Below are 22,174 nucleotides of genomic sequence, written 5' to 3'. Positions count from 1 at the left end.
GTTCGGGATACCGTTTCCGGGTGAGCGAGACCAAGACACTTCAGTACCGGACCGACGGCCCCGAGGACGGGCCCGTACTCGTCCTCGGCCCGTCGCTGGGCACGACCTGGCACATGTGGGACCGCCAGATACCCGAGCTGTCCCGCCACTGGCGCGTCCTCCGCTTCGACCTGCCGGGCCACGGCGGCTCGCCCGCCCACCCGGCCCCCTCCGTCGCGGAACTCGCCGCGCGGCTGCTGGCCACCCTCGACATGCTGGGCATCGACCGCTTCGGCTACGCGGGTTGCTCGCTCGGCGGGGCCATCGGCGCCGAGCTGGCGCTACGACATCCCATGAGAGTGGGCTCACTCGCCCTCGTCTCCGCCGCCCCGCGCTTCGGCACCGCCGACTCCTTCCGGCAGCGCGGCGTCGTGGTCCGCACCAACGGCCTCGACCCGATCGCCCGCGCCACCCCCGAGCGCTGGTTCACCCCCACCTTCGCCGCCGCCCAGCCCGCCATCGTCGACTGGGCCGTCCAGATGGTCCGCACCACCGACCCCGGCTGCTACATCGCCGCGTGCGAGGCGCTGGCCGCCTTCGACATCCGTCCCGAGCTGGGCCGGATCGGGATCCCCACGCTCGTCCTGGCCGGGGCCGAGGACCAGGTCACCCCGGCCGCCGACGCCCGCGTCCTGGTCGCGGGCATACCCGACGCCCGGCTCGCGCTCGTCCCCGGCACCTCGCACCTGGCGCCCGTCGAGCAGCCCGCCGCCGTCACCGATCTGCTCGTACGCCACTTCTCCAGCTCGTGGCGGTCCTCGGACCACCCGACCGGGATGACCGCGGTCTCCGCCCCGCCCGTCAAGCCCGTGCTGACGCCGGTGCCGCCGCCGGACACCGCCCCGGCCCCGCCGCGTAGCGCCCCGGCCGCCGCCGCGCCCGCCGGCCCGCCCGTCGAGATCGGCTACACCCAGCCGCCCGCGGTGGCGCCGGACAGCCGCGCCGACACCTACGACCAGGGCATGAAGGTCCGGCGCGAGGTGCTGGGCGACGCCCATGTGGACCGCGCGGAGTCCCAGGTCGACGACTTCACCGGCGACTTCCAGGACTTCCTCACCCGCTATGTGTGGGGCGAGGTGTGGACCCGGCCCGGCATCGACCGCCGCACCCGCAGCGTGATCACCCTCACCGCCATGGCCGCCCGCGGCCACCTCGACGAACTCGCCTTCCACACCCGGGCCGCGTTGCGCAACGGGTTGACGCCGACCGAGATCAAGGAAGTGCTGCTGCACACCGGCATCTACTGCGGGGTGCCCGCCGCGAACTCCGCCTTCGCCGTCGCCCAGCGGGTCATCCGCGAGGAGACCAGCCCGGGGGAGTAGGCGTGTGACGCGGGCGCCGGGGGAGGACAATGATCCTCATGAAGCTCACCAAGAAGGGTCACGCCTGCGTCCACCTGGAGAAGGACGGGCAGCGGCTCGTCATCGACCCCGGAGGCGTCAGCGAACAGGACGCTGCGGCCGGCGCGGACGCGATCCTCGTCACCCACGAACACTTCGACCACTTCAACGAGGAGCGGCTGCGGTCGGCGCTCGACGCCAACCCCGCCGCGCGGATCTGGACCCTCGCCAGTGTCGCCGAGCAGATCTCGGCGGCGTTCCCGGGCCGGGTCCACACGGTCGGCGAGGGCGACACCTTCACCGCGGCCGGTTTCGACATCGAGGTCCACGGACAGCTGCACGCCGTCATCCACCCCGACATCCCGCGGATCACCAATGTCGGTTACGTGGTGGACGGCGCGGTCTTCCACCCGGGCGACGCGCTCACCGTGCCGAACCGCCCCGTGGAGACCCTGCTGCTGCCGCTGCACGCGCCCTGGAACAAGTTCTCCGAGATCCTCGACTACGTCCGCGAGGTCGCGCCGCGGCGCGCGGTCGACATCCACGACGCACTGCTGTCCGACCTGGCGCCGATGGTGTACGGCCGGATGCTGGGCCCGGACGGACCGGGGACCGGCACCGCGGAGCACGTCCGGCTGACCCCGGGCGAATCGCTCCCGCTTTAGGTGTCCGACCCGGGATGTAGGTTGTCCCCCATGCGCATCGCGACCTGGAACGTCAATTCGATCACCGCCCGGCTGCCCCGGCTGCTCGCCTGGCTGGAGAGCAGCGGCACGGACGTGCTGTGCGTCCAGGAGACCAAGTGCGCCGAGGCCGCCTTCCCGTACGAGCCGCTGCGCGAGCTGGGCTACGAGGCCGCGGTCAACGCCACCGGCCGGTGGAACGGGGTGGCCGTCCTCTCCCGGGTCGGCCTCGACGACATCGTCTCCGGCCTCCCCGGCGGCCCCGACTACGACGGCGACCAGGAGCCCCGTGCCATAGCCGCCACCTGTGGGCCGGTGCGGGTCTGGTCGGTCTACGTGCCCAACGGGCGCGAGATCGGCCACCCGCACTACGACTACAAGCTGCGCTGGCTGGACGCCCTGCGGGCCGCGGTCACCGAGGACGCGAAGGGCCCCCGGCCCTTCGCCGTCCTCGGCGACTTCAACGTGGCTCCGAGCGATGACGACGTCTGGGACCGCACCCGCTTCGACGGCCTGACTCATGTCACCGACAAGGAGCGCGAGGCCCTGGCCGCGCTGCGCGAGGGTGGCCTGTCGGATGTCGTCCCCCGGCCCCTGAAGTACGACCACCCCTTCACGTACTGGGACTACCGGGAGCTGTGCTTCCCGAAGAACCGCGGCATGCGGATCGATCTGGTCTACGGCAACGCCGCGTTCGCCGGTGCGGTCGGGGACGCGTACGTGGACCGCGAGGAGCGCAAGGGCAAGGGCGCGTCCGACCACGCGCCGGTGGTGGTGGACGTCCAGGTCTGACCCCGATGCCCGGCCGGGTGGCCGGTGCCTTTGATCCCGACCGCGGCCTGGTGGGCGGTTGCGCCCGCCCGGGGCGCCCCCGGGGTCCTCGCGCGAGGGTGCGCCCGGGGGTTTCGTATGCGGGTGCGGCCTGGTGGGTGGTTGCGCCTGTCCCGGGGTGCCCCGGGGCTCTCGTGCGCGGGTGCGGCCCGGTGGCCGGGTTGTGCCCACCCGTCCCTCCCCCAGCTACCGCTGGGAGGTGCCCCCTCCGCGGAACGATTGCCCACAACCACGGGGTCCTGCCCTGGGCGCGGCCCCAATCTCCCGGCAGGGGCCTCGTGCCCCGCACCGGAGCCCCCAGCGCGGAGCCCGGGCGGGGCAGGATCACCTCTCGGCTGTGCGTCTCCGGCGAGTCCCGCACCGGTCCAGGGGCGAAGTCCTGCCGGACTGCGGCCCTGGCCCGGGGCCGAACCGGGGGCTAGGGGCGGGGCGGCCACCGCATCCCGGCTGTGCGCCTCCAAGCTCCCTCCCGGCCGGGGGCCCGGGGCGGAGCCCCGGTGGGGGTGTGGGGGCGAAGTCCCCACTGCGGGGCCAGCGCGGAGCCCCGGGTGGAGGCTCCGGCCTCCCGCCTGTGTACCTCCGCGCGCCCCGGGCCGGGGTCCAAGAACGGAGCCCCGGGCGGGGCGGCTTGCCTCCCGGCTGCGCACCCCGGGCCCCCGGGGGCCCGGGGCGGAGCCCCGGTGGGGGTTTGGGGGCGGGAGCCCCCAGCCGGGGGGCCGGGGGCTTGCCCCCGGGGTCGGGGAGGGTCGGGGAGGGGCGGGGTGGGGGAACTCAGCCCGTTGCCAGCGACCGCAGGGGGATCGCGTCCGCCATCGCCTTCAAACCGGCATCCCCCGGGTGCAGATGGTCGCCGCTGTCGTACGCGGGCAGGATCCGCGACGGGTGCCCGGGATCGCGTACGACCGCGTCGAAGTCCAGGACCGCGTCGAACACCCCGCCGTTGTCGCGGATGAAGGCGTTCACCACGGAACGCCGCGCATCCGCGTCGGCGGTGCACAGCGACTCGCCCTCGCAGGGCGTGATCGTCCCGCCCACCACCCGCAGCCCCCGTGCGTGCGCCCGCGCGGCAAGGTCCTTCAGCCCCGCGATGACGTCCTCGGCAGACGTGCCCCAGCGCAGGTCGTTGATGCCCTGGAAGATGACGACCGTACGGGCCGAGGTCTGGGCCAGGACATCCCGTTCCAGGCGGCTGCGCGCGCTCACCCCGCTGGTGACCGTCGAGACCCCGTCGCCCGGGTAGACGTCGGTGACCACGCGGTTGGCGGAGATGCCGCTGTTGACGACGCCGTACGCGGGCACACCGGACACACCGGACTGGGCGCGCAGCCGCCGGGCGAGGACGTCGGGCCAGCGCCGGTTGGCGTCCGTCGTGGACTTGGTGCCGTCGGTGATGGAGTCGCCGAGGGCCACCACCGACCCCGGGCCGCCCCGGACGTCGACACCGGTGAGGAACGGCCACGTGGTGAGGGTGCCGGTGTACGCGTCGGCGCCCGCCTCGCCCGTACGGTCACCGCTGCCCGGCGCGCTCAGAAAGGAACGCTGCGTGGCCTGCGTGTGCACCGGCACCGCCGCGACCGGCCCGGGAAGGTGAATGCTGACCAAAAGGTTCGCGTCGGCCGGCACGGGGAAGTTCACAGGATCGCTGAAGACCTGCGCGCCCGCCGGGATCGACGCCCCGGCCCGGCCACGGAAGGTGAGCGGCACCGGGGTGCCGCTCGCCGCCGCGCCGCCAGCCTCCGCCTGGAGGGCGACCGTGGCGTGGCCGATCTCGACGGGGGCGGCGGCGAAGGTGTTCTCCAGCCGGACCCGGGCGCCAGGGCCGCCCGCGCTGGTGTGCACGACGAGCCGCAGCGTCTGGTCGGTCCACGGCCCGACCTTGGTGTAACCGGCGGTGCTCGCGGCCCAGCTGCCGGTCCAGCCCCGCGCGGGCTGCCGCAGCGAGGCGGCGAAGACATGCAGATCGGCCCCCGGGCCCGGATCCTTCGGCAGCGTCACCGACGCGACCTGCCGGTCGCCGCGCAGGGGCACCGTCACCGCGTACAGCCGGGCCGCCTCCGCCCGCTGCCCGTCGGCGGTGTTGAGGTGCGGGAGGCCGACCGCCTTGGTGGCGGCGGGGCCCGCGCGCCAGTCGGGGGCGCTCAGGGTGTACGTACCGGACGAGCCGTCCTGGTAGCGGATCCGGCCGGTGCCACTCGCCCCGGCGCCGGGGCCGTCCGGGGAACTGCTCGCGACCAGTAAGGTGAGCGCGTCGCCGTGCCCCCGCAGCTCCACCGACTGCCCGTCGGCGATCACGTTGTCGGGCCGGGACCCGGCGCCCCGCGGCCAGATGAGCCGCGCCGCGTCGAGGGCGATGGCGCGCCCGGGGGTCCAGCCCGCGGCCCGCAGGTCCTGTGCGGACAGGGAGTTGCCCGCCCCGTCGAAGTCGGCCGTGCCCGGCGCGGTGTCGTCACCGACCGCCCGGTTGTCGAAAAGCCGCTCCAAAGGGAGCGGCTTGGTGGTGGTGGGGGCCTGGGCCACCGAGGGTGCGGCCGGTGCGAGGAGTACGAGGGTGGCACCTCCCGCGACGATCCCGGCCACCGACCATGGTCTGCCGACGCGCATATGTGTCCCCTCTCGTAACCAGCCCGACCGGTGATTCGACAGGTGCATGGCGAACGTAGAAAGACGGCAGGGTGTCGTCAAGACAAGCAACGGGTCACGGACCCCCACCGCGCGCCCTGTGGTGTGCTCGTGCACTTGGTGCGACGCTGAGAAGTATGAACATCCCCTTCCTGGACAACTGGCGCAAGCGGCATGGTGCGGCCTCCGGTACGGCTCTGATGAGCGCCCAGGAGGCGGACCCCCAAGGCGTGGCGCAACTCCTCTCGGAGTGCGAACTGCTGCGCGCCCGGGCCGCGCAGGCGGGCATCGGGCTCGACGACTCGCCCGACTCCCTGGAGGCGCTGGACCAGCTGGTGCCGCGCTGGCGCGACGACCCGGAGGAGCTGCCCTGGCTCGGTAACGACGCGGGGCTGTATCTGGGCACGGTCATCATCCGCACCGTGCCGGGCGCCGTCTGGCAGGTGTGGCCCAACGGCCGCCCGGTGGTCAGGCTCGGCTCCGGCCGGGAGGTCGACGTGGTCGAGGCGGGCCACCAGTGGGCCGCCGACGGCGCCCCCGAACTGTCCCAGCTGTACGCGGAGGTCTCGGAGGGCTAGCGCCCCACCCCACTCCCATTTCGGGCGTTATCCGCTCAACGGTGCGTGTCCTGACCGAAGTGCCGCTTTTGTGTGGATAGTTTGCGCGGTATGGCCGTGGGTGAACCGTTGATCGAGCTGCGCAACGTCAACAAGTACTTCGGCGCGCTGCACGTCCTCCAGGACATCGACCTCACCGTCGGCCGCGGGGAGGTGGTGGTGGTCATCGGGCCGTCCGGGTCCGGGAAGTCGACGCTGTGCCGGACGATCAACCGGCTGGAGACCATCCAGTCCGGTTCGATCGTGGTGGACGGGCGGCCGCTGCCGGAGGAGGGCAGGGAGCTGGCGCGGCTGCGGGCCGAAGTGGGGATGGTCTTCCAGTCGTTCAATCTGTTCGCCCACCGGACCGTGCTGGACAACCTGATGCTCGCCCAGGTGAAGGTCCGCAGGCGCGGCAAGGCGGAGGCCGGGCGGCGGGCGCGGGAGCTGCTGGACCGGGTGGGGCTCGCGGACCAGGCGGACAAGTACCCCGCGCAGCTCTCCGGCGGTCAGCAGCAGCGGGTGGCGATCGCCCGGGCGCTGGCCATGGACCCGAAGGTGATGCTTTTCGACGAGCCGACCTCGGCGCTCGACCCGGAGATGATCAACGAGGTGCTGGAGGTCATGCGGCAGCTCGCCCGGGACGGCATGACGATGGCCGTCGTCACCCATGAGATGGGCTTCGCCCGGTACGCCGCGAACCGCGTGGTCTTCATGGCCGACGGCCGGATCGTGGAGGACCGCAGCCCGGAGGAGTTCTTCAAGGCGCCGGAGTCCGCCCGGGCCAGGGACTTCCTGTCCAAGATCCTCAAGCACTGAGCCGGGCGATGACGCACATGACGCATATGAGGCGCATCCTGACCGCCGTCCTCGCGCTGCTCCTCGCCCTCACCGCCTGTGGCGCCCTCAGCGGCTGCGGCAAGGCGGGCAGTCCGCCCGCCAAGGGCCCCAAGTCCGAGGAACTGCCGCGCTACCGGGTGGCCACGGACTTCCGGCTGCCCTCCTCGCCCACCTGGCGGAAGGCGAAGCGGCGCGGGTACCTGGTCGTCGGGGTCAAGGAGGACCAGCCCTACCTGGGCGAGAAGGACCCGGCAACCGGCCGCTACTCCGGCTTCGACATCGAGATCGCCAAGATGCTCGGCGCCTCCCTCGGCTTCCCGCCCCGGGCCATCCGGTTCCGGACCATCGCCTCCGCCAACCGGGAAACCGCGCTCCAGAACGGCCAGATCGACTACTACGTCGGCACCTACACCATCAATCCGCTGCGCAAACGGCTGGTCGGCTTCGCCGGTCCCTACTACATGGCCGGTCAGTCGCTGCTGGTGCGCGCCGATACCCACGACATCCACGGCCCCGAGGACCTGGCCGGCAAGACGGTCTGCTCGGCGGCCGGTTCCACCCCGCTCCAGCGCATCCAGCACGACTACCCCAAGGCCCACGCGGTCGCGTACGACACGTACTCGGTGTGCGTCGACAACCTGCTCAGCTATCAGGTCGACGCGGTCACCACGGACAACGTCATCCTGCTCGGCTACGCGGCCAAGGCTCCCGACGAGTTGAAGGTCGTGGGCAGGCCGTTCTCCAAGGAGCCGTACGGCGTCGGCGTGCCCAAGCACGACATCGCGCTGCGCTTCGCGCTGGACGACGCGATCGAGGCGCATGAGCGCAACGGCGACTGGAGGAGGGCGTACCACGCGACCCTCGGCCTGTCCGGTGTGCCCGCCCCGAAACCGCCCGCCGTCGACCGCTACCACTGAGGCCCGCGCTTATGGACGTGCTCATATGGACGTGCTCACCGAAAACTTCGCGCTCTACGGCCGCGGTCTGCTCGGCACCGTCGAGCTGACCGTCTACGCCTCGCTGCTCGCCCTCGCGCTCGGCGTCCTGATGGCCGCCTTCCGGGTCGCGCCGGTCGCCTCCCTGCGCGCCTTCGGCACCGCCTGGGTGACGGTGCTCCGCAACACCCCGCTGACGCTGCTGTTCTTCGCGGTGATGCTGGGCCTGCCGCGCTTCGGGCTGATCCTGCCGTTCACCACCTTCGCCGTGCTCGCCCTCGGCTGCTACACCTCGGCGTTCATCTGCGAGGCGGTGCGCTCGGGCATCAACACGGTGCCGGTCGGGCAGGGCGAGGCCGCCCGCAGCCTGGGCATGACCTTCGAGCAGACGCTGGGGGCGGTGGTGCTGCCGCAGGCGTTCCGCGCCGTCATCCCGCCGATCGGCTCGACGCTGATCGCGCTCGCCAAGAACTCGGCCATCGCCGGGTCGTTCAGCGTCACCGAACTGCTCGGCACCTACAAGCAGCTCAACGAGATGGGCTACAGCATCGTCTGGTCCTTCGTCTGGATCGCCGTGGGCTATCTGCTCGTGACCCTGACCATCAGCGCGATCTTCACCGTGCTGGAGAAGCGCTGGGGAGTGCCGCGTTGACCGCCACCGCCGTCCTCTACGACGTCCCCGGGCCCCGCACCGCCCGTCGCCACCGCCTCTACGGGCTGATCGCCGCGCTGGCGCTGCTGGCCCTGATCGGCTGGGTGATCTCTCTCCTTGTCGACACGGGTCAGTTCGCGTACCGGAAGTGGATGCCCTTCGAGTACGCGGGCATCCAGGAGCTGCTGCTGCGCGGGCTCGTCAACACGCTCAAGGCGTTCGGGCTCGCCGCCGTCCTCTCGCTGGCGCTGGGCGGGGTGCTGGCCGCCGGGCGGCTGTCCGAGCACCGCCCGGTGCGCCGGCCGGCCACGCTCGTCGTGGAGTTCTTCCGCGCGATGCCCGTCCTGGTGATGATCTTCTTCGTCTTCGTGGCGCTGAAGGCGCAGCCGCTGACCGCCCTGGTCACCGGCCTGACCCTCTACAACGGTTCGGTGCTCGCCGAGGTGTTCCGCGCGGGCGTGGCGGCGGTGGACCGCGGGCAGCGGGAGGCGGCGTACTCGCTGGGGATGCGCAAGACGCAGGTCATGACGTACGTCCTGGTGCCCCAGGGGGTACGGGCGATGCTGCCCGCGATCATCAGCCAACTGGTGGTGGCCCTGAAGGACACCTCGCTCGGCTTCCTCATCACCTACGAGGAGTTCCTGCACGCGGGCAAGCTCATCGCGTCCAACCTCGACTACGACCTGCCCTTCATCCCCGTCGTGATGGTCATCTCGCCGGTCTACATCGGGATGTGCATGCTGCTGTCGTGGTGCGCGAATTGGGTCGCGAAGCGGCAGCGGCGCAGCGTGAAGACGGAGAAGGTGCGGGTGGCACCGCCCGGCCCGGGGGCCCCGCTGCCGGGCGACACCGCCGGATAGGGCCTAGTCGCGCACCGGGACCGACAGATACGACGGGTCGGCCTCCGGGGAGGAGAACGTGAGGTGGGCGCCGTCCGGGTTGTGCTCGATGTAGAGCGGGTCGACGGTGTCGACCACCAGCGCGAGCCGGTGCCCGGCCGGGACGTCGTACGCCGTCGAGAACAGGTCCAGGTCGACGGGGAACGGCTTGCCCGGGGTGCGGTCGTGGAAGGTGACGGGCGCGTTGCTGATGAGCTTGCCGACGCCGAGCGGGCCCACGTCGTAGAGGTAGGCGACCGCGGTGCCGTCGGCCTTGTCGCTGGTGAGGGTGGTGTGCAGGGACACCGTGCCGCGGACGCGCTGCTCGGTCGCGTACGCCCCGGTCTGCCAGACGGCGGCGTACGAGCGCGGCAGCAGCGGGATCGAGGCGAGCGGCGGGAGCTTGAGGAACTGGTCGAGCGCGCCGGTCAGCATGACAGTCCCGGCGTTGGCGCCCGAGTCGTGGTTCGCGGTGACCGTCTCGGCCCGGTCGAGCGCCACCCGGCGCCGCTCCGAGGGTACGGCGGACCAGCTGGCGTAGCCCTCGTAGCCGCCGCCGGTACGGGACATGAGCTGCACCGGCTGCTCGCGGTCGATGCCGTTGCGCTCGCCCTTGAGGTAGCGGTCGAGCCACTGCCGGCTGTGCTCCCAGGTGTCGTTCGGCAGCCCGAAGAGCCCGCCGAACTCGGCGGTCGCATGGTCGCCCGGCCGGAACTCCAGCCGCTTGGGGCCGGTCAGCTTGTCGTAGAAGTCGGCGTAGCTGTTGGGCGGGAAGATGGAGTCGCCCCAGGCGTTGCCCAGCATGATGGCCGCGCCATTGGCGTTGATCTTGTCGAGGTAGGTGGCCGCCGAGCGCTTGCGACCCCACTCGATCATGTCCTGTTCCTTGGCCAGGTTGGAGCCGAGGAAGTCCTTGAGGATCTGCTGGAATTCGTCGCTGGGGCGGCCGGTGAGCGCCCCCGCGCCGCCGAGCAGCCCGGCGGCCTGGGCGTGCTGGGTGCGGCCGCTGTAGATGGACCCGATCAGGTCCGACCAGCCGCTCATCGAGACGACCGCCTTGATGCGCTTGTCGAATCCGGCGGCGAGCAGGCTGATCCCGGCGCCGTACGACACGCCCGCCATGCCGATGTGGTCGGGATCGGCGGCGGTGTTGGCCAGCGCCCAGTCGATGACCTTGGAGGCGTCGGCGACGTCGGGCGGCCCGGCCGTTTCGATCCGGCCGCCGGACTGCCAGAAGCCGCGGGTGTTGTAACTGACCACCACATAGCCGGAGTCGGCGAGCTTCTTGGCCTGCGCCAGGTATTCGACCTGTGGCAGGGACCAGCTGGTGGGCAGCACGACGAGGGGGTGACGGCCGGAGGTGTCCGCCGGGGCGACGACGTTGGCGGCCAGGGTGATGCCGCCGTCGCCCGGGATGTCGACGAACCGTACGGAGGTGTCGGCGGCGGTGGCGGACGCGGGTGTGGCGGGGGCGGCCTGGGAGGCGGGGGCGAGGACGAAGGTCGCACCGGCCAGGACGGTCGCCGAAAGGGAGGCGGCGGCGGTGGCGCGCAGCGCTCGGCGGGCAGGGGTCACTGTGGCTCCAGACGTGGGGGCTGGGGGGAGCACCGGTGCAGGCCCGGGACGGGCCTAAGTGACCTGACGGTAACTCGGCTGGTTACCAGTGGTAATAGTGCGGTAAGTTGCGCCTGGGTAACGATGCGGGCGCAGGGACCCCGCGCATCGTCCGCGATGCGATAGGCCCCCGCTCACCCCTCCTTGAGGAGCGTCTTCGTGGACGCCTTGCCGCTCGCCGTGGTGGCCTGCTTGGTCACGTCCGCGATCAGTTCGACCACATCCGGGCCGTACGCGTTCGAGTTGACCACCTTCAGCAGCAGGCAGAACGAGCCCTGCCCGTACTTGCGCGCCAGCTTGGCGCGGTTGCGCACCAGATGGCGTACGGCGGCGCGGTGGGTGACCGGGCGCTGCCCGGCCGCCAGGAAGACGGGACGGCCGCCGCCGTTCGCCGTCAGCCGGGCCACGAGCACGTGCTCGACCGCGCCGGGCTGCGCGCTGTACTCGGTGCCGCCGATGGTGAAGGTGCCCCGGTTCTCGCCGGACTCGTCGCCCGGGTTCACGGACACCCCCGGCAGCAGGTTCGTCATGTGCGCGGCCAGTCGGCGGTGCGCGGTCGGGTCGCCGACGCAGAACTCGGTGCGCGCCCCGAAACCCTGGAGCCCCGTGTCGTGCGGGGCCACCTCGGCGTGTGCCCCGCAGCTCTCCACGACGGCGGCGATCCCGAGCAGCGCGAGGGCGTCGTGGCGCGGGATGGACCAGTGTGTCGAGGTGCTGTCCCGGTGGGTGACCAGCACACATTCCGAGCCGTCGGGCAGGCCGAAGAAGCGCTGCTCACGGGCGCGCGCCCGGCGCGTCGCCGCCGAGTGCACCGCCCAGCCGAGTGCGAGCCCCACGATCAGGGCCGTTCCGGAAGCGATCAAGTCCTGCACGGTGTCTGTCATGGCCGCGCATCGTAGCTGCCATCCGAGCGGTGTTCGAGTGACGGCCGAAGGGCACTCGCCCTCTGTCGTGAGCATGAGCATCACGGGTAGGCTCCGCTCTCTCTGTCGTCCGCTTGGAGGTCCGGATGGGGCACGCCGCACGACCAGCCGCAGCAACCAGATCCACGGCGCGGGCCGCACGGCGGGCGCTGCCCGCGTTCGCCGCCACGGTCGGAATGGTCGCCGTGCTCGGCATCGCCCCGGCCGGTGCGCGGGCCGCCACCGCACCAAGCGGCAGCACGCCCGCTTCCGGTACGCCCGCCAAGACGCCCGTGGCCACCGGCTACGGCGGTGCGGTCTCCAGCGTGGACCCGGACGCCTCGGCGGCCGGCATCGACGTGCTGCGGCGCGGCGGCAACGCGGTGGACGCGGCGGTGGCGACGGCGGCCGCGCTCGGGGTCACCGAGCCGTACTCGGCGGGCATCGGCGGCGGCGGATACTTCGTCTACTACAACGCCAAGCGGCACACCGTCTCCACGCTGGACGGCCGCGAGACCGCCCCGCTCAGCGCGGACAAGAACCTCTTCCTGGGCAAGGACGGCAAGCCGCTGCCGTTCGGCGACGCCGTCACCAGCGGGCTCAGCGTCGGCACCCCCGGCACCGCGGCCACCTGGCAGGACGCCCTGGAGGACTGGGGCACCCGGTCGCTCGGACAGGTGCTGAAGCCCGCCGAGCGGCTGGCCCGCGACGGCTTCACCGTCGACAGGACCTTCCGCCAGCAGACCGCCGACAACGAGGACCGCTTCAAGGACTTCCCGGCCACTGCCGAGCTGTTCCTGCCCGGCGGAAAGCCCCCGGCCGTCGGCTCGACCCTCCGCAACCCGGATCTCGCCCGCACCTACGCCCTGCTCGCGAAGAAGGGCGTCGGCGCGATCTACAAGGGCGAGGTGGGCCGCGACATCGTCTCCACGGTGCGCAAGCCCCCCGTCGACCCGAAGGCGCAGCGCGTCGTGCGGCCCGGCGATCTGCGGGCCGAGGACCTGCGGGCGTACGGCACGAAGCGGCAGGCCCCGACCCGCACCTCCTACCGCGGCCTGGACGTGTACGGCATGGCGCCCTCGTCCTCCGGCGGCACCAGCGTCGCCGAGGCGCTGAACATCCTGGAGCGCACCGACCTCTCCAAGCTCGACCAGCGCGACTATCTGCACCGCTACATCGAGGCGTCCCGGATAGCCTTCGCCGACCGCGGCCGCTGGGTCGGCGACCCGGCCGCCGAGGACGTGCCGACCAAGGCGCTCACCTCGCAGCGGTACGCCGACTCCCGGGCCTGTCTCATCAAGCCCGACACGGCGCTGAAGAGCCCGCTCGCCCCCGGCGACCCGACGAACCCGGGCGCCCCCGGCTCCTGCGACACGCGCGGACACGCCGCCCCCACCACCTACGAGGGTGAGAACACCACGCATCTGACGGCCGCCGACAAGTGGGGCAACGTCGTCGCGTACACCCTCACCATCGAGCAGACCGGCGGCAGCGGCATCACCGTCCCCGGCCGGGGCTTCCTGCTCAACAACGAGCTGACCGACTTCTCCTTCGCGCCCGCCGACCCCGCCGTCCACGACCCGAACCTGCCGGGTCCGGGCAAGCGGCCGCGCTCGTCCATGTCGCCGACGATCGTGCTCGACGGCCACAAGCCGGTGCTGGCGCTCGGCTCACCGGGCGGCGCCACGATCATCACCACCGTGCTGCAGACCCTGCTGAACCACCTCGACCGGGGCATGCCCCTGGTCGACGCGATCGCCGCACCGCGCGCCAGCCAGCGCAACGCCGCCCAGACGGAGCTGGAGCCCGGGCTGTGGAACAGCCCGGAGCGGGCCCGGCTGGAGAAGCTGGGCCACGCCTTCAAGGAGAACCCCGAGATCGGGGCCGCGACCGGCGTCCAGCGGCTCGGCGACGGCCGGTGGCTGGCCGCGGCCGAGACGACGCGGCGGGGCGGCGGCTCGGCGATGGTGGTGAGGCCCGCCGGCTGACCCGGCCCGTGGGGCATGGTGGCGGTCGGGCCCCGGCCGGGCCGCCACCGTAGGATCCCCCCAGGAATCCGTACAACCTTGCCCGTCATGTGCGTCAGGTGCGAATCCGGAAAAGTGGTCGTAGCGCGCCGGTCACCTGGTCCGTAACATGCGGGGTGTCGAATGCGGGGGGTGGCGATGGCGGGCAGGCAACTCCCGGCGGCGATCGAGGAGTTCGCGAGCTATCTGCGTGCGTTGACTCGGCGGATCGATCCGGAGCAGGGCTGGTACGCCGTCTTCGCGCAGCGCGACCCCGAGGGCCTGAGGGCGTGTCTCGACGGCCTGGAGATCCCGCCGTGGGACGTAGTCCAAGCGCTCCTCCAGGACCTCTCCGCCCAGCGCGGCGCCCGGACGGCCAACGTGGCCGCGGCCCGCGCCGCCACCCTGTACCGCGCCTCGATCACCACCCACGACGCGGCCCCCGGCACCCGCGAGGCGCTCCTCACCCGCCTGGCCGCGATGCACCGTGAACAGTTCGCCGCGGCCGACCGCGAGCGCGACCTCCTCGCGGCCCAGCGGGCCGGGGCCGAAACCACCCCGGACGGCGACCCGGTAGACGCGGCCCTGGCCTGGGCCCAGGACGACCACCACCGCGCCACGGCCCGCTGCGAGGAACTCACCGCCCGCCTGGCCGCCCTCCCGGCCCCGACGGGCGAGAGCGCGTCGGCGCAGGGCGCCGCCGACCCCCTGGACCCGCCGCCCGTGCCATGGGCCGCGGGAGGTCCGCAGGACCCCTCGGCCGAGCGCCCCCAGCCCGGCGGAGCCCGTCCCGGCCCGCCGGGTGCGGGCCCGCTGCCCGGGGCCGCTGGTGGCCACCCGGCCCCGGGGCAGGGTGCCCCGTCCGGTCCGGCGTGGCAGCCGCCACTGGCGGACGCGGGTGGCGGGCAGGGCCCCGCGGCCACGGGGCCGCGGGGTGTCCCTTCGGGCGGAGGCCCGGCCGGCCCACCGGCCCCGGGGGCGCAGGCGGGCGGCGCACCGCCCCCGGCGGGGCAGTGGGGCGAGGGGGAGGCCGGGCCCCGGATCCCCGGCGTCGGGCCGTCGATGCGCGCGCAAGGGCCGCCCCCGCGCGCCGAGGGGCCCTCGCCCCGCGCCGAGGGCCCGCCCCCGCGCGCGGAAGAGCCGCCGCCGCGTGACGAGGGCCCGCCGTCCGGCCCGGCGGGGTCGTCCCGGGCGGCGAGTGGGTTGCGGAACCCGTCGGCCTCGGGCCTGGCCGCGCCGCGCGGGGCGCGGTTCGCGGCGTCGTACGAGGGCGATCCGGACCCCGCACCGCCCGCGTCCCCGGCCGCGGAACCGCTGAGCCGCCCGCGCGGGGCCCGCTTCCCCGGGGTGCGGGGCGGCGCGCGGAAGCGGGAGCGGGAGGCCGAGGAGCGGGCCCGGGCCATCAGTGAGCGGCAGGAGCTGGCCGAGGCCCGGAAGGCGGCCGGTGAGGCCGTGGCGCGGCTGGGGCGGCTGCGGGCGGAGGGGCGCAGCGGGGAGGCGCACGCCGTGCTGTGCGAGACGGCCGTCTGGCCCGCCGGGCGGCTGCCGGTACTGGCGACCGAGCTGGAGCGCGCGGGGCTCGGCGCCGACGTGGCCACGCTGCTGTGGGAGATGTCCTCCCTGCCGCCCGAGCAGCTCTCCGCCGCCGCGCAGGCCCTGATCGCGGCGGGCCGGGAGCCCGACGGGGAGCGGCTCCTGCGGCAGAGCGTCGCGCAGCCCGTCGCCGAGGTGGCGCGGACCGCGCTCGCGCTGCTCGGGAACGGCGGGTACCGGGAGGTGCTGCTCCTGCTGACGGCGTTCATACAGGCCCGTACGGCCGCCGAGGTGGCCGAGGCGGCGGCCGAGGACCCGGGCGCGCTGGTGCCCCTGCTCCTGGACGCGGCGAGTGCGATGTCCCCGGGCAGTCAGCACGACCTCGCCCACGCCCTCCGCATGGCGGGCATTCAGAGCTGACCCCACCCGGGCCCGACATCACACGGCATCGCGCGACATCGCAGGGAAAGCGATGGTCCTCGTTGAGTAACGGCGGCGGTATTGCCAGAGTGGTGAGTGCGCTTCTACGTTCTTCACCACAGCGAAATTCTACGTGCGTAGACACAGGTTGACGACGGGGGTAGGCCCCCGGATCACTGCTGTGAAGGAGCTGATCATGGCCAACGTCGTACGTGCCGCCCTCGTCCAGTGCACCTGGACCGGCGACACCGAATCGATGATCGCGAAGCATGAGGATTACGCCCGGCAGGCGGCCGCCCAAGGGGCCAAGGTGATCGGCTTCCAGGAGGTGTTCAACGCCCCGTACTTCTGCCAGGTGCAGGAGCCGGAGCACTACCGGTGGGCGGAGCCGGTCCCGGACGGGCCGACGGTGCGGCGGATGGCGGAGCTGGCCCGGGAGACCGAGATGGTGATGGTCGTACCGGTCTACGAGGTCGAGCAGTCCGGCTTCTACTACAACACCGCGGCCGTGATCGACGCCGACGGCACCTACCTCGGCAAGTACCGCAAGCACCACATTCCCCAGCTCAAGGGGTTCTGGGAGAAGTACTACTTCAAGCCCGGCAACCTGGGCTGGCCGGTGTTCGACACCGCTGTCGGCAAGGTCGGCGTCTACATCTGCTACGACCGCCACTTCCCGGAGGGCTGGCGCGCGCTCGGGCTGGCCGGTGCGCAGCTCGTCTACAACCCGTCGGCCACCTCCCGCGGGCTGTCGTCGCACCTGTGGCAGCTGGAGCAGCCCGCGTCTGCGGTCGCCAACGAGTACTTCATCGCGGCGATCAACCGCGTCGGCACCGAGGAGTACGGGGACAACGACTTCTACGGCACCAGCTACTTCGTGGACCCGCGCGGCCAGTTCGTCGGCGACGTGGCCAGCGACAAGGACGAGGAGCTGGTCGTCCGCGACCTCGACTTCGGCCTCGTCGACGAGGTGCGGCAGCAGTGGGCCTTCTACCGGGACCGACGCCCCGACGCCTACGACGGGCTGGTGAAGCCATGACCGGCGAGGACCTGTACGCACGCCACCGGGCCGTCCTCCCGGACTGGCTGGCGCTCTACTACCAGCGGCCCCTCGAGATCACCCACGGCGAAGGACGCCACGTCTGGGACGCGGACGGCAACCGCTACCTCGACTTCTTCGGCGGCATCCTCACCACGATGACCGCCCACGCGCTCCCCGAGGTCACCAAGGCCATCACCGAGCAGGCGGGCCGGATCCTGCACAGCTCCACGCTCTACCTCGACCGCCCGATGGTCGACCTCGCCGAGCGCGTCGCGCGGCTGTCCGGCATTCCCGACGCCCGGGTCTTCTTCACCACCTCCGGCACCGAGGCCAACGACACGGCGCTGCTGCTCGCCACCACGTACCGCCGCTCCAACCAGGTCCTGGCGCTGCGCAACAGCTACCACGGCCGGTCGTTCTCGACGGTCGGCATCACGGGCAACCGCTCCTGGTCGCCGACCAGCATCTCCCCGCTCCAGACGCTGTATGTGCACGGCGGGGTGCGGGGCCGGGGGCCGTTCGCCGGGCTGTCGGACGGCGAGTTCATCGCCGCGTGCGTGGCCGACCTCGAAGACATCCTCGGCCAGGCGCACGGCAACGTCGCCGCGCTGATCGCCGAACCCATCCAGGGCGTGGGCGGCTTCACCTCCCCGCCCGACGGGCTGTTCGCCGCCTTCCGCGAGGTACTGGACCGGCACGGCATCCTGTGGATCACCGACGAGGTGCAGACCGGCTGGGGCCGCACCGGCGACCACTTCTGGGGCTGGCAGGCGCACGACGCCGCGGGCCCGCCGGACCTCCTCACCTTCGCCAAGGGCATCGGCAACGGCATGTCGATCGGCGGGGTCGTGGCCCGCGCGGAGGTCATGAACTGCCTGGGTGCCAACTCCATCTCCACCTTCGGCGGCAGCCCGGTCACCATGGCCGCCGGCCTCGCCAACCTCAACCATCTCGTCGAACACGACCTCCAGGGCAACGCCCGCCGCGTCGGCGGACTGCTCATCGAGCGGCTGCGCGCGGCCTGCGCCGGGCTCGACGCGGTACGCGAAGTACGCGGCCGCGGGCTGATGATCGGCGTCGAACTGGTCGAGCCGGGCACCGGCGACCCGGCGCCCGAGGCCGCCTCGGCCGTCCTGGAGGCCGCCCGCGAGCGCGGGCTGCTCCTCGGCAAGGGCGGCGCCCACGACAGCAGAGTCCTGCGCATCGCCCCGCCGCTGAGCCTCACCGTGGCGGAGGCGGAGGAGGGCGCGGACATCCTCGAAGCCGCCCTGAGCACTACCCAGTCGGGAAGGAGTGCGGGCTGATGCCTCGTACCGTGATCCGCGGCGGGCTCGTCATCACCGCCGCCGAGGAGACCCACGCCGACGTCCTGGTCGAGGACGAGCGGGTGGTGGCGCTGGCCGCGTCCGACAGCGACGTCGCGCGCGGCTGGACGGCCGACCGTACGATCGACGCGACCGGCAAGTACGTCATCCCGGGCGGCGTCGATCCGCACACCCACATGGAGATGCCGTTCGGCGGCACCTTCGCCGCCGACACCTTCGAGACCGGCACCCGGGCCGCGGCCTGGGGCGGCACGACCACCATCGTGGACTTCGCCATCCAGACCAAGGGGCACGCCCTGCGGGAGGGCCTGGACGCCTGGCATCTGAAGGCGGGCGGCAACTGCGCGATCGACTACGCCTTCCACATGATCCTCTCCGACGTCGACGAGGGCTCCCTGAAGGAGATGGACCACCTCGTGGACGAGGGCGTGACCTCGTTCAAGCTCTTCATGGCCTATCCCGGCGTCTTCTACAGCGACGACGGGCAGATCCTGCGCGCCATGCAGCGCGGCGCCGCCAACGGCGGGCTCATCATGATGCACGCCGAGAACGGCATCGCCATCGACGTGCTGGTCGAACAGGCCCTCGCCGAGGGCAGGACCGACCCCCGCTACCACGGCGAGGTCCGCAAGGCGCTGCTGGAATCCGAGGCCACCCACCGCGCCATCCAGCTGGCCCGGGTGGCCGGGGCGCCGCTGTACGTCGTCCACGTGTCGGCGGAGGAGGCCGTCGCGGAGCTGACGCGGGCGCGGGACAAGGGGCTGCCGGTCTTCGGCGAGACGTGTCCGCAGTATCTGTTCCTGTCCACCGACAACCTCGCCGAGCCGGACTTCGAGGGCGCCAAGTACGTCTGCTCGACACCGCTGCGGCCGCGGGAACACCAGGCGGCGCTGTGGCGGGGGCTGCGGACCAACGACCTCCAGGTCGTCTCCACCGACCACTGCCCGTTCTGCTTCACCGGCCAGAAGGAGATGGGCCGCGGCGACTTCTCCAAGATCCCCAACGGGATGCCGGGCGTGGAGAACCGCATGGACCTCCTGCACCAGGGCGTCGTGGACGGCCACATCACCCGCCGCCGCTGGATCGAGATCGCCTGCGCCACCCCGGCCCGGATGTTCGGCCTCTACCCCCGGAAGGGCACCATCGCGCCCGGCTCGGACGCCGACATCGTCATCTACGACCCGGCCGCCCAGCAGACCCTCTCCGCCGAGACCCACCACATGAACGTCGACTACTCGGCCTACGAGGGCAAGCGGATCACCGGTCAGGTCGAGACCGTGCTCTCGCGCGGCCTCCCGGTCATCGACGGGCACGCCTACACCGGCCGCGCCGGCCACGGCCGGTTCGTCCGCCGCTCGACCTGTCAGTATCTCGACTAGGAGGCCAGGCCATGGACTTCGGACTCGTGCTGCAGACCGATCCGCCCGCGTCGGACGTCGTCGACCTGATGCGCCGTGCTGAGCGCAACGGCTTCCGCTACGGCTGGACCTTCGACTCCGCCGTGCTCTGGCAGGAGCCGTTCGTCATCTACAGCCGCATCCTGGAACACACCGAGCGGCTGATCGTCGGCCCCATGGTCACCAACCCCGGCACCCGCACCTGGGAGGTGACGGCCTCCACCTTCGCCACCCTCAACGACATGTACGGCAACCGCACCGTGTGCGGCATCGGCCGCGGCGACTCCGCCATGCGGGTCGCCGGCCGCAGACCGAACACCCTCGCCCGGCTGGGCGAGGCCATCGACGCCATCCGCGACCTGGCGGAGGGCCGGGAGGCCGAGGTGGACGGCGGCCGGATGCGCCTCCCCTGGGTCAAGGACGGCCGGCTGCCGGTCTGGATGGCCGCGTACGGGCCCAAGGCCCTCGCTCTCGCGGGCCGCAAGGCCGACGGCTTCATCCTCCAGCTGGCCGACCCGTTCCTGACGGAGTGGATGGTCCACGCGGTCCGCGCCGCCGCGGCCGACGCCGGCCGCGACCCGGACGCGATCACCGTCTGCGTCGCCGCGCCCGCGTACATCGGGGACGACCTGGCGTACGCGCGCGAGCAGTGCCGCTGGTTCGGTGGCATGGTCGGCAACCACGTCGCCGACCTGGTCTCCCGCTACGGCGAACACTCCGGCGCCATCCCCGAATCCCTCACCGCGTACATCGCCCAGCGCCAGGGCTACGACTACAGCCACCACGGCCGCACCGGAAACCCGGACACGGCCTTCGTCCCGGACGACATCGTCGACCGCTTCTGCCTGCTGGGTCCGGCGGAGGCCCACGTGGAAAAGCTGCGCACGCTACGGGGTCTCGGCGTGGACCAGTTCGCGGTGTACGCGATGCACGACGCGAAGGAGCGGACGATCGACGCGTACGGGTCCGAGGTCATCCCGGCGCTGAACGGATAGCATCAGTCATCGGATCTCTTCGTGCATGCTTCTTGCTTGTTGAGGCGGTCGAGCCCATCATTCCGGCATGAAGTCAGTCATGAAGAGACGGCAGATGCTCACAGTGCTCGGAGGTCTCGGCTTAGCCGGACCCCTCGCCGCGATCACGCCCTCCGGCCCGGCGGCCGCCGCCGACCTGCCGGAGGGCGTGTTCTTCCAGAACCGGGGCAGCGTGGCGGGCTGGGACAAGGGCTACGCCCAGAAGCAGGGCACCATCACCACCATCGACAACCCCACCTACAAGGGCGCCGACGCCATCGCGGCGACCCAGACCTATATCAACGAGACCGGCGGTTATCACAGCGAAGTCATCCGGCAGGGAGCCCAGAGCGTCGGCGAGGACCGCTACTACGGCCAGGCCCTTTACCTGGGCTCCGACTGGCGGTTCCACAACCAGAACGTCACCTTCCAGCAGTTCTCCCCCGAGGACCCGGAGGGCCCGTGGCTGCTGATGTTCGTCATGGGCAACATGATCCAGTACGGCGGCCGCGCGGTCTCCGGCACGGTCGGGTCGATCGCCGATCTGCGCGGAACCTGGATCCGTATCGTCGTACGCCTCAAGCTCGCAGGCAGCGGCCAGGGCGCCTTCGAGGTCTGGCTGAACGGCAAGAAGACGGTCAGCTCGACGGGCATCACCCTGCTGCCGTCCACCTCCCGCACCATCCGCTGGTCCAGCGGCATCTACTGCACGGCATGGCGCGACGGCACGCCCGCCGGACCCTCGACCCTGACGGTCCTTCACGACCAGCACCGCATCGCCTCGTCGTACGTCCTGGCCGAACCGGCCAACTGGACCTGACCCGCCACTTCCCGGAACTGCGGCGAAGTGGCACGGCGGCGGGATCGCTGTGGCTGGGTGGCCGGCTGACCGGGATCGACTCCGTGGCGCACGCGGCCGAGGGAGCCGAGGAGGCCGGGGACGGCGCCCGGCGGATCGTCGTCGGTCAGGCCACCAACGCCTCCGCCGCCCTGTCGCCGGACGGCCGGACGGTGGTGCTGGACCTGCTCAACATGGTGTGGTCGGTCCCCGCCCGCGGTGGTGAGGCGATCCGTCTGACCGGCATCGACCAGGAGGCGACCGAACCCGACTTCTCGCCCGACGGCCGCCACCTGGTCTTCCAGGGCTACACCGACGGCAACTTCCCTCTCTGGCTCGCGCGCGCCGACGGCACCGGGACACGCCGGCTGACGTCCGGCGCGGCTGACCACCGCGAGCCGCGCTTCTCCCCGGACGGCAGGCGCATCGCCTACACGGCCGAGACCGAGGGCCGCTACGCGATCCACGTACTCGACCTCGACAGCGGTGCGTCCCGCGTCTGGGCGGCGCCCGGCGACGACGCCACCGCCCAGGAGGCACAGCCCTACTGGTACCGGACCGCTCAACGCGCCCGGCAGGCCCACCTTCTCGGCCGACGGCACCCGGCTGTCCTGCGCCGCGCCGGTGCCCGTCCCCCCGGTACCGCGAGGGCACCAACCAGATCCTGACCG

The 22,174-nt window shown here is 72.4% G+C and carries 19 protein-coding genes; 16 read left to right on the top strand and 3 right to left on the bottom strand.

The window, feature by feature from the left end; all coding sequences use genetic code 11:
• Nucleotides 1–20 precede the first annotated feature (20 nt).
• From pcaC to ACH4SI_RS19695, 3 genes are read left to right on the top strand one after another with little or no spacing between them, the layout of a single operon-like run.
• Nucleotides 21–1,361, top strand: a complete 1,341-nt coding sequence (pcaC, locus tag ACH4SI_RS19705) for a 4-carboxymuconolactone decarboxylase (RefSeq protein WP_398297219.1) — start codon at nt 21–23, stop codon at nt 1,359–1,361.
• Nucleotides 1,362–1,399: 38 nt separating this feature from the next.
• Nucleotides 1,400–2,044: an MBL fold metallo-hydrolase gene (locus tag ACH4SI_RS19700; RefSeq protein ID WP_398297217.1), complete on the top strand. Its 645-nt coding sequence runs from the start codon at nt 1,400–1,402 to the stop codon at nt 2,042–2,044.
• 30 nt (nt 2,045–2,074) lie between these two features.
• Entirely contained in the window at nt 2,075–2,854 is a 780-nt protein-coding gene (locus ACH4SI_RS19695) for an exodeoxyribonuclease III (protein WP_398297215.1), read from the top strand.
• A gap of 810 nt (nt 2,855–3,664) precedes the next feature.
• On the opposite strand, the gene ACH4SI_RS19690 is transcribed toward ACH4SI_RS19695, so the two are convergent.
• Entirely contained in the window at nt 3,665–5,494 is a 1,830-nt protein-coding gene (locus ACH4SI_RS19690) for an SGNH/GDSL hydrolase family protein (RefSeq protein ID WP_398297213.1), read from the bottom strand.
• Nucleotides 5,495–5,649: 155 nt separating this feature from the next.
• On the opposite strand from ACH4SI_RS19690, the gene ACH4SI_RS19685 reads away from it, so the two are divergent.
• The 5 genes from ACH4SI_RS19685 (at nt 5,650) to ACH4SI_RS19665 (ending at nt 9,395) form a co-directional block, all read left to right on the top strand.
• Nucleotides 5,650–6,090: a DUF6278 family protein gene (locus tag ACH4SI_RS19685; protein ID WP_398297211.1), complete on the top strand. Its 441-nt coding sequence runs from the start codon at nt 5,650–5,652 to the stop codon at nt 6,088–6,090.
• Between the two features lie 90 nt (nt 6,091–6,180).
• Entirely contained in the window at nt 6,181–6,927 is a 747-nt protein-coding gene (locus ACH4SI_RS19680; protein WP_398297209.1) for an amino acid ABC transporter ATP-binding protein, read from the top strand.
• Nucleotides 6,928–6,944: 17 nt separating this feature from the next.
• Nucleotides 6,945–7,865 (top strand): glutamate ABC transporter substrate-binding protein, encoded by a 921-nt coding sequence (locus ACH4SI_RS19675; protein ID WP_398297207.1) that lies wholly within the window; start codon nt 6,945–6,947, stop codon nt 7,863–7,865.
• A 25-nt stretch (nt 7,866–7,890) separates the two neighbouring features.
• Nucleotides 7,891–8,535 carry an amino acid ABC transporter permease gene (locus ACH4SI_RS19670; protein ID WP_398297205.1) on the top strand — a complete coding sequence of 215 codons (645 nt, stop codon included), beginning with the start codon at nt 7,891–7,893 and terminating at the stop codon, nt 8,533–8,535.
• Nucleotides 8,532–9,395, top strand: a complete 864-nt coding sequence (locus ACH4SI_RS19665; RefSeq protein ID WP_398297203.1) for an amino acid ABC transporter permease — start codon at nt 8,532–8,534, stop codon at nt 9,393–9,395. Before ACH4SI_RS19670 ends, ACH4SI_RS19665 begins: the two co-directional genes overlap by 4 nt.
• A gap of 3 nt (nt 9,396–9,398) precedes the next feature.
• Here the strand turns inward: ACH4SI_RS19665 and ACH4SI_RS19660 are convergent, their stop codons facing one another.
• A complete protein-coding gene (locus tag ACH4SI_RS19660) occupies nt 9,399–10,988 on the bottom strand; it encodes an alpha/beta fold hydrolase (RefSeq protein ID WP_398297201.1) in 1,590 nt (529 codons plus the stop codon).
• 173 nt (nt 10,989–11,161) lie between these two features.
• On the bottom strand, nt 11,162–11,911 hold the full coding sequence (locus ACH4SI_RS19655; RefSeq protein ID WP_398297199.1) for a hypothetical protein: 750 nt from the start codon (nt 11,909–11,911) through the stop codon (nt 11,162–11,164).
• 215 nt (nt 11,912–12,126) lie between these two features.
• On the opposite strand from ACH4SI_RS19655, the gene ggt reads away from it, so the two are divergent.
• The 8 genes from ggt to ACH4SI_RS19615 all read left to right on the top strand — a co-directional run bounded on the left by ggt (nt 12,127) and on the right by ACH4SI_RS19615 (nt 22,171).
• Nucleotides 12,127–13,917 (top strand): gamma-glutamyltransferase, encoded by a 1,791-nt coding sequence (gene ggt / locus ACH4SI_RS19650; RefSeq protein WP_398297969.1) that lies wholly within the window; start codon nt 12,127–12,129, stop codon nt 13,915–13,917.
• A gap of 177 nt (nt 13,918–14,094) precedes the next feature.
• Nucleotides 14,095–15,888 (top strand): hypothetical protein, encoded by a 1,794-nt coding sequence (locus tag ACH4SI_RS19645; protein ID WP_398297197.1) that lies wholly within the window; start codon nt 14,095–14,097, stop codon nt 15,886–15,888.
• A 196-nt stretch (nt 15,889–16,084) separates the two neighbouring features.
• Nucleotides 16,085–16,927, top strand: a complete 843-nt coding sequence (locus tag ACH4SI_RS19640; RefSeq protein WP_398297195.1) for a nitrilase-related carbon-nitrogen hydrolase — start codon at nt 16,085–16,087, stop codon at nt 16,925–16,927.
• Entirely contained in the window at nt 16,924–18,234 is a 1,311-nt protein-coding gene (locus ACH4SI_RS19635) for an aspartate aminotransferase family protein (RefSeq protein WP_398297193.1), read from the top strand. Before ACH4SI_RS19640 ends, ACH4SI_RS19635 begins: the two co-directional genes overlap by 4 nt.
• A complete protein-coding gene (gene hydA, locus ACH4SI_RS19630) occupies nt 18,234–19,634 on the top strand; it encodes a dihydropyrimidinase (protein WP_398297191.1) in 1,401 nt (466 codons plus the stop codon). Before ACH4SI_RS19635 ends, hydA begins: the two co-directional genes overlap by 1 nt.
• 11 nt (nt 19,635–19,645) lie before the next feature.
• Entirely contained in the window at nt 19,646–20,647 is a 1,002-nt protein-coding gene (locus tag ACH4SI_RS19625; RefSeq protein ID WP_398297189.1) for a TIGR03842 family LLM class F420-dependent oxidoreductase, read from the top strand.
• Between the two features lie 67 nt (nt 20,648–20,714).
• Nucleotides 20,715–21,485 carry a polysaccharide lyase gene (locus ACH4SI_RS19620; protein ID WP_398297187.1) on the top strand — a complete coding sequence of 257 codons (771 nt, stop codon included), beginning with the start codon at nt 20,715–20,717 and terminating at the stop codon, nt 21,483–21,485.
• Nucleotides 21,486–21,568: 83 nt separating this feature from the next.
• Nucleotides 21,569–22,171: a TolB family protein gene (locus ACH4SI_RS19615; protein ID WP_398297185.1), complete on the top strand. Its 603-nt coding sequence runs from the start codon at nt 21,569–21,571 to the stop codon at nt 22,169–22,171.
• The last annotated feature ends 3 nt before the right edge of the window (nt 22,172–22,174 follow it).

The organism is Streptomyces sp. NPDC021212, assembly GCF_044332925.1.
In the GTDB taxonomy this organism is placed as follows: Bacteria; Actinomycetota; Actinomycetes; order Streptomycetales; family Streptomycetaceae; genus Streptomyces.
This window is presented reverse-complemented; position numbering and strand designations above follow the sequence as displayed.